Genomic DNA, 12,787 nt, shown 5'->3' with positions numbered 1-12,787 from the left:
TTGAATGAAGATGATTATCCCTGACCGCTGAAAGGTCCTGGAATTGAGGGAATTTCCACCTAAACCATAGATAAATGTAATGAATGGTTGAAAAGGTCCTGAAATCAAGGGAATTCCCACCCCCAAAGCCAACTCCTTCCAAAAAGGAAAAGCCGGTAATCGCTAAGATCACCGGCTTCCCTGAAGTACATTTCCCTGAATATTAAGCATTTCTGCCAATGCAATTCAGATCTTTAAACGCTTCTTCCAGGCGTTTTACGAAAGTCTCTTCACCTTTACGCAGCCATACGCGAGGATCATAATATTTCTTGTTTGGCTTATCAGCACCTTCCGGGTTACCCAGCTGTGCCTGCAGATAAGCTTTCTTAGATTCATAGAAATCATGAACACCTTCCCAATATGCCCACTGCATATCTGTATCCAGGTTCATTTTGATTACACCGTAACCCAGTGCTTCCGCAATCTGGTGCTTAGGAGAACCTGAACCACCATGGAATACGTAATAAACTGGTTTAGCAGCAGTTTTGTGCTTAGCCTGGATGAAGTCCTGGCAGTTCTGCAGGATTTCAGGACGCAGCGCTACGTTACCTGGAGAATAAACACCATGTACGTTACCAAAAGCAGCAGCAACAGTAAAACGTTTACCTACCTGAGACAGTTGTTCGTAAGCGAAGTTTACATCTTCAGGTTGAGTATACAGCTTGGAGTTGTCAACACCTGAGTTATCAACGCCATCTTCTTCACCACCGGTTACACCCAGTTCGATTTCGATGGACATACCCAGCTTGTTCATACGCTCGAAATATTTCTTAGAGATCTCGATGTTCTCATGGATTGGCTCTTCGGAAAGATCCAGCATGTGGGAACTGTACAGTGGCTGACCAGTCAGTTTCTTAAATTCTTCACCCGCATCCAGCAGACCGTCGATCCATGGCAACCATTTTTTAGCAGCATGGTCTGTGTGCAATACAACAGGTACACCGTAGTACTTAGCTACTTCATGTACGTGTTTTGCACCGGAAATGCCACCTGCAATGTTAGCCTGCAACTTATCATTCGGCATTCCTTTACCTGCAAAGAACTGTGCACCACCGTTAGAAAACTGAATAATAACCGGTGAGTTTACTTTAGCAGCAGTTTCCAGTACAGCATTCACTGTGTTAGTACCTACCACGTTTACCGCAGGCATTGCCCATGCATTGTTCTTGGCATCATTGTACAGCGCTTCCAGCTCTTCGCCGAATAATACGCCAGCTCTGTATTTTCCCATAGCTTTCGGATTGTTTTACATTTAAGGACAGCAAATATAAGTACTAAATAACAAGTTTTATAGAGTTAGAATCATGTTTTCTAATGATTTATATGATGTTCGTCAAAAAAAAGTCTGATTTAGATAGAAAATATCCCGAAAATAGGCCACTGCGCGCAAGATTCTACTACCGTACCAGCTGAACATTTCCCCGTCTACCAGCCGGACTTCCAGGTTTTTGAAAAAAGAAACATGCGATTCTTTGAAAGGAAAGGGTTCGGAAGAGAGTAGAACCAGTTGACAATCAGTATGCATAAGCGTTTCTGGTGATATCTCCGGGTAACGGGTCCTGTCTTTAAAAACATTCTCCAACCCACATTGCTCCAGCATGGAGGAGATAAATGTGTCGCCGCCGGCCAGCATCCAGGGGTCTTTCCAGATATAGTAGGCGACCTTCAATTTTTCATTGCCCCTTGTTAAAACCGCTATCTGTTGCGCCAATTGTGCAAATGCGGCGTTTATTGCTGTACATAATTCCCTTCCCTTTTGTCCACGATCTGTGATCTCAGCTACCTGCCGGATCATTTCCAGCGCACTGCTTAAATCATGCACATCCGACACCCATACCGGGTATTCCTGCATCAATGCCTCCACCTGCTCCCGTTCATTTTCTTCTTTATTGGCAATGATCAGATCAGGTTGCAAAGCGCTTATTGCGGATAAATGTAATCGCTTTGTGCCGCCGATCCGGGTTTTATTGTTTACAGGATGGATACAAAACTTCGTCACCCCCACAATTTCATTTTCTAATCCCAGGTCGAATAATAACTCTGTGATAGATGGTACTAAAGACACGATCCGGCGGGGAGGCAAAGAGAGCTTCACCTCCCGGCCGGTTTGATCTGTATAAGATGAATCAGGTGAATTATTCATGGCTGAATCAGTTTAATTGATTTTGCGGAGGCAGATCAACACTAATGCAAAGCCCATCCCTCACTGGTCAAATAAAACCGCCCATGTAAAACATCTCTACAAAATTGCCTAACCATTACATTCACCCGCACAATCCAACCCCACAAGCATAATCCCACCTTTCACCATTAACTCCCAAGTGCCTGAATAATATCATATTTGGTAACGATATGTGCCACACCACTTTCATCTTTCGTCAACACCGCACCATTTTCTTTATTGATAAAAGAAGACAATTTCTCTATCGGCATATCCATGTTCACCTCCGGGAATTTCGCCTGCATCACCTCTTTCACCTGTGCATCCTTCAGGTTCGCATCATCAATCAGTTTAATAAACAAACCATTTTCAGAAATCGATCCCACCACTTCCTGCATATGCAAAACCGGTATATGCTCTATATCATACTTCTTCATTTTATTGATCGCATCACTCACTTTCTCTTCCTGCTGAATCGTGACCAGTGGCTGGTTACGGCGACCATTCACCACATCCTTCACCGTCTTCACATCAAGGAAACCTCTCTCCATCATCCACTGATCATTGTACACTTTCCCTACATAACGGCTACCTGAATCATGGAAGATCACCACCACTACATCCGTTGGCTTCAATGAATCCTTCAATTGTAAAAGGCCTGCCACAGCAGATCCTGCGGAGTATCCCACGAAGATGCCTTCTTCCTTTGTAATGCGTCTTGCCATTACCGCACCATCCTTGTCCGTCACTTTTGTAAACGCATCAATCACACTCATGTCATAGTTCTGCGGCACAAAGTCCTCACCAATTCCTTCCGTGATGTAAGGATATACTTCTGACATATCCTGTTCCCCGGTTTCGAAGTACTTCGTCAGCAGGGAGCCGTAGCTATCTATCGCCCACACTTTTATATCCGGGTTCTTCTCTTTCAGGAACCTGCCTGTGCCGGTAATCGTACCCCCGGTACCGGTAGCTACAATGAGGTGGGTGATTTTGCCATCTGTTTGTTCCCAGATCTCAGGACCTGTTTGCTCATAATGTGCATCGCGGTTGGCAAGGTTATCATACTGGTTCACATAAAAGCTATTGGGTATTTCTGTAGCCAGGCGTTTGGATACAGAGTAGTAGGAGCGGGGATCTTCCGGCTCTACGTTTGTAGGGCATACGATCACTTCGGCGCCAACGGCTTTGAGGATATCAACCTTTTCTTTAGATTGTTTATCAGTGGTGGTAAAGATACACTTGTAACCTTTGATCACTGCGGCCAGGGCCAGGCCCATACCAGTATTGCCAGAGGTGCCTTCGATAATGGTACCACCGGGTTTGAGTAAACCTTTTTGTTCGGCTACTTCTACCATTTTAACGGCCATACGGTCTTTGATAGAGTTGCCCGGGTTAAAGAATTCTACTTTGGCAAAGACGGGGCAGGGAAGGCCTGCGGTAACGCGGTGGAGTTTTACCAATGGGGTGTTTCCTATGGTTTCAAGGATGCTGTTGCAAAACTTCATAAATTATTAAATTAAATTGATCGGAGCGAAAATAAAGATAATTGGCTGATTTAAATCAGTTAAGCGTTTTTGAGCAGATTTGGCCGGCAGCAGCAAAATCTTACTATATAATTAATATACAATATCTTTGCACAATTATGACAAACCGCATCTTCATCACCGGCATCGGCACAGGCGTAGGCAAAACCATCACCTCCGCCATCATCACCGAATCCCTGCAGGCAGACTACTGGAAACCTGTCCAAACCGGGCTGACAGAAGGTACGGATACCGATACCATCAAAAAACTACTGAGCAATCCAGTATCCAAATGCCATAGAGAGGCCTACTGCCTCAAAGAACCGGCCTCCCCACACCTGGCAGCCAGGCTCGAAGGCGTGAACATCAACGTAAAAAGAATCACAGAAATAGCTGATAGCTACCAGCCAGCCAACCGCCCCCTCATCATCGAAGGCGCCGGCGGCCTCATGGTACCTATCACCAACACCATTTTCACCATCGACCTGATCCGGCAACTCAAAGCCTCCGTCATCATCGTTGCCGGCAATTACCTCGGCGCCATCAATCACTCATTACTCACCGCCAGATCCCTCCAACAGGAAGGAATTCCCGTACTGGGCTGGGTCTTCAGCGGCGAAACGCATTCCAATGAAGACGAAGTGGTGGCCTGGTCCGGATTCCCGAAACTCGGGCGCATCCCGCAATCCAGCCAGATTGACAAGGCTTTTGTAAAGGAACAGGCAGAAAAACTATCTTTACAGCTCAAATAATGCAGAGTTCCATTTGTTAACAAAAAAGGATATACGCCGGGAGTTTCTTGAAAAAAGACTCAACACTCCCCCTGAACTGATTACCACGCTCAACGCGCAGCTGCTTGCTCAATGCCGGCTGCTGGATTTCAGCCCTTATAAGCTGGCACACATTTTTCTTCCTATCAGGGAAAAAAAAGAAGTGGATACACAGGCCCTTGTAGACCAGACCCGGACCACGTTCCCGGCTCTCCAATGGGTTATTTCCCGCTCCAATATGTCTGATAGCACCATGTTGCATTACCTTTGGGAGCAAAATACCGTACTGGAAAAGAACGCCTACGGCATTCCGGAGCCAACTGCCGGTACCCTTATCGCCCCGGCAGACCTTGACCTGGTATTCGTACCCCTGCTGGCTTTCGATACCGATGGTCACCGTGTAGGCTATGGCAAAGGGATGTATGACCGCTTCCTGGAGCAATGCCGCCCGGATGTGACGACCATCGGCCTGTCACTCTTCGATCCCGTTGCCGGTATCGCAGACATCGGTTCCTGGGATGTACCACTTAGTATCGTGGTCACCCCGCACACCATCTATCATTTTACAAAAAGCTGATGCATGCTGAATTATCTCAAGATCTTATTATATCCTTTCTCACTTTTGTACGGCCTGGTCATGTGGACCCGCAACCGCTTCTATGACAATAAAGTACTCAATGCCGTGGAATTCGACCTGCCCGTGATCGCCGTAGGCAACCTCTCGGTAGGAGGTACCGGCAAGACGCCGCATGTAGAGTACCTTATCCGCCTGCTCAAAGACCGGTTTCAGACCGCTACCCTGAGCCGTGGCTACAACCGCCGTACCAAGGGCTACCTGCTGGCGGATGCAAACAGTACCGCTTCACAGCTGGGAGATGAACCCATGCAGTTTCACCAGAAGTACCCTGATATCAGTGTATGCGTGGGCGAAGAACGCATGCTTGCCATTCCACAGCTCCTCGGGGAGCGCCCCGATACCCAGGTTATTTTGCTGGACGATGCCTTTCAGCACCGATCTGTAAAACCTGGTATGAACATCATGATCACCGACTATAGCCGCCGGTTCACCAAAGATCATGTGGTGCCTTTTGGGCGCCTCCGGGAAGGACGCAAAGGATACGAAAGAGCCAATTGCATCATCGTATCCAAATGTCCGCCCCAGCTTTCTGAAACAGAAAAAAACGCTATCCGGCAGGAAATTAATCCCCTGCCCGGGCAACATGTATATTTTACTACCCTGCAATATGGTAATTTGTACAACATGTTCAGCGGCGAACCAATCACCATACCCGCAGCAACAACCTTACTGTTGGTAGCCGGTATCGCCCGTCCTGAACCACTATTGCAGCAACTGAAAAGCAGCCACCGGGAGGTCTTCCTGCTGTCTTTTCCCGATCACTACTACTATGCCGGACATGACCTTGACAAGATACAACGTGAACTGGGCAACCTGCCAGGGGACAACAAAATGGTGATCACCACCGAGAAAGATGCCGTAAGGCTACAGCTCCTGGCCCCGCAACTCCGGGAGCGCAACATAACCATCGCCGTTATGCCGGTGGAAATATCTTTCCTGTTCGGGGAAGGAGATTCATTTAATAATTATATTTTTGACTACGTGGAACGGTTTGGAAGTAACCATGATTAAATGTTACGAGAATGACTAAAAAGAAAAAACCTCAAAAAGCAAAAGGCGCCGGCAACAAAGACAAGAGTTCCGGCCAGAGAGAAAGAAACGCTGGCAACAAAGGTGGCAGCCATAAAGAACGAAATGCTGGCAACAGGGAAAAAAGCAATCACGGCCAGAAGAAAACCTACAACGGAACTATAGAAATTACCCGTTCCGGCATGGCCTTCGTGATCGTCGAAGGGCAGGACAAAGACGTATTGGTCAGACAAAAGAACCTGAACACCGCCCTGGATGGTGATGAAGTAGCTGTTGATGTGATCAAGCAGGCAAAGAACCAGGGAAGAATGGAAGGGGTGATAACGGCCATTACTAAACGTAAGAAAACAGAGTTTACCGGCACCCTGCAGGTGAATAAGGGATTCGCATTCCTGGTACCTGACAAGGGCACTTTTATGCCGGATATATATATTCCTGCAAATAAGGCGCATGAACTGAAGACCGGCGACAAGGCCGTAGTGAAGGTTGTGCAGTGGGGAGAAAAGACCCGCAAGCCCGTTGGCGAGATTGTAGAACTACTGGATGCCAGCGATACCAACGACCTGGCAATGAAGGAGATCCTCATCGAAGCTGGGTTCCCGCTCAGTTTTCCGAATGATGTGATCCAGGAACTGCAAACCATCCAGGAAGACATCAGCGCTGCCGAGGTAAAGAAGCGGAAGGACTTTCGTAAGACCCTCACCTTTACCATCGACCCGGTGGATGCGAAGGACTTCGATGATGCCCTCTCTATTAAAAAGACCCGTGGTGGCTGGTATGAAATCGGTGTACACATTGCCGACGTCAGTCATTATGTACTGCCGGATACCGCGCTGGACACTGAGGCCGACAAGCGCGCTACCTCCGTATACCTGCCGGATCGTGTACTGCCCATGCTGCCGGAGAAGATCTCTAACGAGCTCTGTTCCCTGCGTCCGCATGAAGACAAACTGACCTTTTCTGCCGTGTTCAAAATGAATGAGCAGGGAGAGATCAGGGAGCAATGGATTGGCAGAACGGTGATCCACTCCGATCATCGCTTTACCTATGAGGAAGTACAGGACATCATTGAATCTGGTGATGGGCCATATAAAGAGGAAGTGCTCCTGCTGAATAGCATTGCGCAGACCATGCGTAAGGCACGGATCCAGCATGGTGCCATCAATTTCTCCTCACAGGAAGTACGCTTCCAGCTGGATGAGCAGGCGAAGCCCATCGGCATCATGATCAAGGAGAGCAAGGAAGCACACCAGCTGATCGAAGAATTTATGCTGCTGGCCAATAAGAAGGTAGCAGAATATGTATACAATATCCGCATCGGCAATAACCAGCAGGTGCCGTTCCCATATCGTACCCACGATACACCGGACGAAGAAAAACTGAAAGTGTTCTCCGGGTTTGCTAGCAAGTTCGGTCATAAACTGGATCTGTCTAACCCGGATGCGCTGGCGAACAGTTTCAATGCCATGTTGCAACTGGCGAAAGGGAAGCCGGAACAGCATGTACTGGAAACCCTGGGTATCCGTACGATGGCCAAAGCCGTGTATCAAACGGAAGACATTGGTCACTATGGATTGGGCTTTGAACACTATTGTCATTTTACCTCACCGATCCGTCGTTATCCGGATGTGCTGGTGCATAGGGTAGTGGCACAGTGCCTGGCGAATGATATCCATGCTGATAAGCGGATGGATGCGAAGTGTAAGCACTCTTCAGAGATGGAAAGAAAGGCGATGGAAGCGGAGAGAGCGGCGAACAAGTATAAGCAGGTAGAGTATATGCAGCAGTACCTGGGCGAGCATTTTGATGGCGTGGTGAGTGGGGTAGCCCATTTTGGTTTCTGGGTAGAGACGGTGGAGACGAAGTGTGAGGGCCTGGTGAGTTTGCAGAGTATGAATACCAAAGATGAGTTCAGGTATGATGAGCAGGAGTATTCGCTGATAGGTACGTATACCGGCAGGAAGATCAGGATTGGAGATAAAGTAAAGGTGCAGGTGGCTGCGGCGAACCTGGTGAAACGGCAGCTGGATTATGAGTTGATAGAGGATGAAGATGCAGGGGTGAAGGCGGAGGAGACCGGGAGCCATGAGCGAAAGAGACAAAAGGATGACTTTGGAGGAGAGAATCGCGGATCCCGGAAGAAAGGCCGCAAGGATGATTTTCATCAGGAACAGCATCCTGGAGGAGAGCATTCCGGAGCTCGTACGGCAAATGATCAACATGATGATTTTGCCGGGCCATCCCGCCAGCCACGCGGCAAAAAGCCGGCTGCTGAAAAGACACCCGGTCCTGCCAAAGACAAAACAAAATCTACCGCTGGTAAGAAGAAATCAACATCAGATAAGAAGGGCGGTGCTGCTTCCCGTAAAAAGCCATAATTTCGACCCGATTTATAATTATTGACAAGATACCATGCATTCATTTCAGGAATTAACGATCAAGTTTGGAGAACATTTTGCGAAGGAACATTTTCCGGAAAAACCTAAGAAACTGTACGATGCGGCCAGCCACATACTCAAAATAGGTGGTAAACGAATCAGGCCTATCCTGGCTTTGATGGGCAACGAGTTGTTTGATACGATTCACCCGGATGCTTACCAGGTAGGTACCGCGGTGGAACTCTTTCACAATTTCACCCTCGTACATGATGATTTGATGGACAAGGCACCACTTCGCAGAAACCAACCCACTGTGCATACCCTGTATGGTGATACGGCTGCGATCCTGGCCGGAGATGTAATGCTGATCAATGTATATGAATACCTGAACAAGGTACAGCCACAGCATAAACAAAAGCTGCTGGCTGCTTTCAATAAGGCAGCGATAGAAGTGTGCGAAGGCCAGCAGATGGATATGGATTTTGAAGAGACGGAGGCGGAGCATGTGCAGTATGATGACTATGTAAATATGATCGCACTGAAGACTTCCGTATTGCTGGCTGCCAGTCTGAAGATGGGCGCTATCATTGGCGGAGGGAGTGAATACAACCAGGAGCACCTGTACCAGTTTGGGAAGAATGTAGGGATTGCGTTCCAGATCCAGGATGATTTCCTGGATGCGTTTGGCGATCCGGAGAAATTCGGAAAACAGCAGGGGGGTGATATCTTAGTGAATAAGAAGACATTCCTTTTACTGAAGGCACTGGAACTGTGTGATGGTCCACAGAAAGCCAAGCTGAAAGAATTGCTGGTGAGCAATCCGGAAGATAAGGTCGCGCAGGTATTGGAATTGTTCCATGATTGCCAGGTGGATCAGTGGGCAGAGAAGGAGAAGGAGCGGTTTCATGACCTGGCACTGGTGCACCTGGAGAAGATTGCAGTGTTATCAGCAAGGAAGCAACCGCTGATCGAACTGGCTGATTTCCTATTAAAAAGGGAACATTAATGCGTGTGGGGTGTAATTGGTATTTAAAAACTATTTAGGTTTTAAAGCGGGAGCAGGGTTTTAGCCAGTTGTAAGAAGGAACATTCATGTCTTTTGATTATAGTTTCCTTTAAAAATAATTAGCTATTAACGCGGGCCGCGGGGCTTTAGCCAGTTGTAAGAAGGAACATTCATGTATTTTGATTATAATTTCCTTTAAAAATAATTAGCTATTAACGCGGGCCGCGGGGCTTTAGCCAGTTGTAAGAAGGGAACATTCATGTATTTTGATTATAGTTTCCTTTTAAAATAATTAGCTATTAACGCGGGTTTTAGCCAGTTGTAAGAAGGAACATTCATGTCTTTTGATTATAGTTTCCTTTTAAAATAATTAGGTTTTAAAGCGGGAGCAGGGTTTTAGCCAGTTGTAAGAAGGAACATTCATGTATTTTGATTATAATTTCCTTTAAAAATAATTAGCTATTAACGCGGGCCGCGGGGCTTTAGCCAGTTGTAAGAAATTGAACATGAATGCATCCTGCTTATAATTCGCTTTCAACAATTATAACCAGCTTTTAACGCGAACCGCAGGCCTGTCGGCGATTGGTTGCCAGGCTAATCAACATTAGCAACCAAGTGTCTGGCTATCAAGGCCTCATTAATTTTATTTCAATATCTTCGCATCAACTCAACACCTAAAAAAGGTCAACAACAAAATATCACCACCAGATGTCTAAATCGCTGTTTCGTAAGAAATCAATTACAACAATTCTGAAAGATGCACAAGATGGTTTATCAGATGACGCACATGGTGGCGGCCTACACAAAGTACTGAAAGTAAAGGACCTGACAGCAATGGGCATTGCAGCCGTGATAGGCGCAGGGATCTTCTCTACCATTGGTGAAGCCTCGTTTCATGGCGGCCCGGGCGTATCCCTGTTATTCATCATCACGGCTATTACCTGTGGTTTCTCAGCCCTCTGCTACGCTGAATTTGCCAGCAGGGTACCGGTGTCCGGCAGTGCGTATACTTACTCCTACGTCACCTTCGGCGAACTGGCAGCCTGGATCATCGGCTGGGCACTGATACTCGAATACGCCATCGGGAACATTGCAGTCGCCATCTCATGGAGTGGTTATTTCAACAACCTGCTTGAAGGCGTCGGCAAGGCCTTACATATGCACCTTTCGCTGCCGCTCTGGCTTACAAGCAATTACGACAGTGCCACACCTGAAATCTATGCATCGGCACCACACATCGCTGGTTTACCTATCATCCTCAATTTACCTGCTTTTATAATAGTTATATTAGTAACGTATCTCGCTTACGTCGGCATCCGTGAAAGTAAAAAGAGCGCCAACTTCATGGTGGGACTCAAGATCGCGGTTATACTCTTCGTTATCATCGTCGGTTCCTTCTATGTACATCCTGATAACTGGTCTCCGTTCCTGCCGAATGGATTCTCTGGTGTACTGAAGGGTGTGTCTGCCGTATTCTTTGCCTATATTGGTTTTGATGCGATCAGTACCACTGCGGAAGAATGTGCGAACCCACAGCGTGACCTGCCCAAAGGCATGATCTACTCACTGATAATCTGTACTGTATTATATATCCTGATTGCGTTTGTGCTCACGGGCATGGTATCTTATTCACAGTTGAAAGTAGAAGACCCATTGGCCTTCGTATTCAACGCGGTGAACCTTCACAAGGTAAGTTTCCTGATCTCGGTGAGTGCGGTAGTGGCTACGACCAGCGTATTACTCGTATTCCAGATCGGTCAGCCGCGTATCTGGATGAGCATGAGTCGTGACGGTTTGTTACCAAAGAAATTCAGTAAGATTCATCCGAAGTTCAAGACGCCTTCCTTTGCGACGATCATCACCGGGGTAATCGTAGGTGTACCTGCCTTGTTCCTGAACCTGACAGTCGTAACGGATCTGACAAGTATCGGTACCTTGTTTGCCTTCATCCTGGTATGTGGCGGGGTATTGTTACTGCCTCCGCAGCCGGCGAATGATGGTAGCAAGCGATTCCGTTTGCCATATATTAATGGGAAATATATCGTACCAGCTATTGTGCTGGTCTTCATATATATCTTCAGAAATGAATTGCCGGCACGCTTCTCCTTTGCAGGTGGCTGGAATGTATGGAAACATAATATTCCGTTCTTCTTCTTTGTGGTGGCAACCGTGGTTTTCGTGGTGTTGTCATTTTTGAAGAAGCTGTCACTGATTCCTGTGCTGGGATTGCTCAGTTGTTTTTACCTGATGACTGAGATTGGCTTGAGTAACTGGGAAGTGTTTACTGTTTGGTTGTTAATAGGTTTGGCTATTTATTTTGGATATAGCTACCGCAAGAGCAAGCTGAATGATGATGTACCGAAAGTAGTGATACAATAGATTTTTAATAAATAGATAGGGCTGTTTGCTTGTTAATAGGTTTGGCTTTTTATTTTGGATATAGTTATCGTGAAAGCAAACTGAATGATGATGTACCGAAAGTAGTGATTTAATAGATTTTTAATAAATAGATAGGGCTCCTTGCTTACAGCAGGGGGCCTTTTTTTTGTGAAAATGGCATTGATTCCCGTTAGTAAGTCCTGTCTCTAATGAATGGCTTGTTATAAACCGCTCATCCCTAATCACTTGGATCTCATACCTAATTTGGAGAATTCATAAAAAAAACTTATATTTAGTTAAGTTCTTTGATCTTAAAACTCATATTTTATGAACCTGCTACAGCGAATTGACCATTGGGGCGAGTCGCATCATCCCAGGTGGGTTGATGGCGTTCGCATTCTCCTTGGAATATTTTTGTTCTGGAAAGGAGTTGTATTCATTCAAAATATTGATGTTCTCAAAGCAGTGATCAACCAAAGCCCGTTTATCACAGTACTGTCTTTCTGGCTTGCTCATTACATTGTCTTTGCTCATCTCCTGGGCGGGGTCCTTATTGCATTTGGCCTCCTCACTCGAGCTGCTGTCCTAGCACAGATCCCCATTCTTCTTGGCGCCCTCATTTTTGTACATACACCTACGGGATTGTTTAATGTGCATAGTGAATCCGGCCTTTCCATCCTTGTTCTGCTTCTGCTGTTATTATTCCTGGTAGAAGGTAGTGGTCCCCTTTCTTACGATGGTTATATGCGCCGGCATCCTGCATGACCGGGCATAATGTATGACGGTTTTCTTATTCCGTGTTGATTTGCTGCGCTGTAGTACAGGTAGCAGGGTAACCTGTTGTTTGTAGATTAGGGCGTGG

General features: G+C 46.6%; 10 protein-coding genes. 7 read left to right on the top strand and 3 right to left on the bottom strand.

Annotated features, from left to right (window positions below):
• Window positions 1–202: 202 nt before the first annotated feature.
• The 3 genes from fbaA to U0033_RS03905 all read right to left on the bottom strand — a co-directional run bounded on the left by fbaA (window position 203) and on the right by U0033_RS03905 (window position 3,708).
• The gene (gene fbaA, locus U0033_RS03915) at window positions 203–1,270 is read right to left on the bottom strand and encodes a class II fructose-bisphosphate aldolase (RefSeq protein ID WP_072364128.1); all 1,068 of its coding nucleotides are present in this window, start codon (window positions 1,268–1,270) and stop codon (window positions 203–205) included.
• Window positions 1,271–1,372: 102 nt separating this feature from the next.
• Window positions 1,373–2,182, bottom strand: a complete 810-nt coding sequence (locus tag U0033_RS03910) for an ABC transporter substrate-binding protein (RefSeq protein ID WP_072364127.1) — start codon at window positions 2,180–2,182, stop codon at window positions 1,373–1,375.
• Between the two features lie 167 nt (window positions 2,183–2,349).
• A complete protein-coding gene (locus U0033_RS03905) occupies window positions 2,350–3,708 on the bottom strand; it encodes a pyridoxal-phosphate dependent enzyme (RefSeq protein ID WP_072364126.1) in 1,359 nt (452 codons plus the stop codon).
• A 137-nt stretch (window positions 3,709–3,845) separates the two neighbouring features.
• Here U0033_RS03905 and bioD point away from each other — a divergent pair, with 137 nt between their 5' ends.
• From bioD to U0033_RS03870, 7 genes are all read left to right on the top strand, one after another.
• Window positions 3,846–4,478, top strand: coding sequence for a dethiobiotin synthase (bioD, locus tag U0033_RS03900; protein ID WP_072364125.1), 633 nt, complete (start codon window positions 3,846–3,848; stop codon window positions 4,476–4,478).
• A gap of 13 nt (window positions 4,479–4,491) precedes the next feature.
• The gene (locus U0033_RS03895) at window positions 4,492–5,073 is read left to right on the top strand and encodes a 5-formyltetrahydrofolate cyclo-ligase (protein ID WP_072364124.1); all 582 of its coding nucleotides are present in this window, start codon (window positions 4,492–4,494) and stop codon (window positions 5,071–5,073) included.
• Window positions 5,074–5,076: 3 nt separating this feature from the next.
• Window positions 5,077–6,144, top strand: coding sequence for a tetraacyldisaccharide 4'-kinase (lpxK, locus tag U0033_RS03890; RefSeq protein ID WP_072364123.1), 1,068 nt, complete (start codon window positions 5,077–5,079; stop codon window positions 6,142–6,144).
• 11 nt (window positions 6,145–6,155) lie between these two features.
• Window positions 6,156–8,540: a ribonuclease R gene (gene rnr, locus U0033_RS03885; RefSeq protein ID WP_245801842.1), complete on the top strand. Its 2,385-nt coding sequence runs from the start codon at window positions 6,156–6,158 to the stop codon at window positions 8,538–8,540.
• A gap of 34 nt (window positions 8,541–8,574) precedes the next feature.
• Entirely contained in the window at window positions 8,575–9,546 is a 972-nt protein-coding gene (locus U0033_RS03880) for a polyprenyl synthetase family protein (RefSeq protein WP_072364122.1), read from the top strand.
• 708 nt (window positions 9,547–10,254) lie between these two features.
• Window positions 10,255–11,925 carry an amino acid permease gene (locus U0033_RS03875; protein ID WP_072364121.1) on the top strand — a complete coding sequence of 557 codons (1,671 nt, stop codon included), beginning with the start codon at window positions 10,255–10,257 and terminating at the stop codon, window positions 11,923–11,925.
• Between the two features lie 327 nt (window positions 11,926–12,252).
• Window positions 12,253–12,690: a DoxX family protein gene (locus U0033_RS03870; protein WP_072364120.1), complete on the top strand. Its 438-nt coding sequence runs from the start codon at window positions 12,253–12,255 to the stop codon at window positions 12,688–12,690.
• Window positions 12,691–12,787: the final 97 nt, after the last annotated feature.

It is taken from the genome of Chitinophaga sancti, assembly GCF_034424315.1.
GTDB classification, from domain to species: Bacteria; Bacteroidota; Bacteroidia; order Chitinophagales; family Chitinophagaceae; genus Chitinophaga; species Chitinophaga sancti.
This window is presented reverse-complemented; position numbering and strand designations above follow the sequence as displayed.

Excerpts from the sequence above, each read along its gene's own strand:
- bioD (WP_072364125.1), top strand. The coding sequence starts at position 3,846 with ATGACAAACCGCATCTTCATCACCGGCATCGGCACAGGCGTAGGCAAA.
- fbaA (WP_072364128.1), bottom strand. The coding sequence starts at position 1,270 with ATGGGAAAATACAGAGCTGGCGTATTATTCGGCGAAGAGCTGGAAGCG.
- rnr (WP_245801842.1), top strand. The coding sequence starts at position 6,156 with ATGACTAAAAAGAAAAAACCTCAAAAAGCAAAAGGCGCCGGCAACAAA.
- U0033_RS03910 (WP_072364127.1), bottom strand. The coding sequence starts at position 2,182 with ATGAATAATTCACCTGATTCATCTTATACAGATCAAACCGGCCGGGAG.
- lpxK (WP_072364123.1), top strand. The coding sequence starts at position 5,077 with ATGCTGAATTATCTCAAGATCTTATTATATCCTTTCTCACTTTTGTAC.
- U0033_RS03870 (WP_072364120.1), top strand. The coding sequence starts at position 12,253 with ATGAACCTGCTACAGCGAATTGACCATTGGGGCGAGTCGCATCATCCC.
- U0033_RS03880 (WP_072364122.1), top strand. The coding sequence starts at position 8,575 with ATGCATTCATTTCAGGAATTAACGATCAAGTTTGGAGAACATTTTGCG.
- U0033_RS03875 (WP_072364121.1), top strand. The coding sequence starts at position 10,255 with ATGTCTAAATCGCTGTTTCGTAAGAAATCAATTACAACAATTCTGAAA.
- U0033_RS03905 (WP_072364126.1), bottom strand. The coding sequence starts at position 3,708 with ATGAAGTTTTGCAACAGCATCCTTGAAACCATAGGAAACACCCCATTG.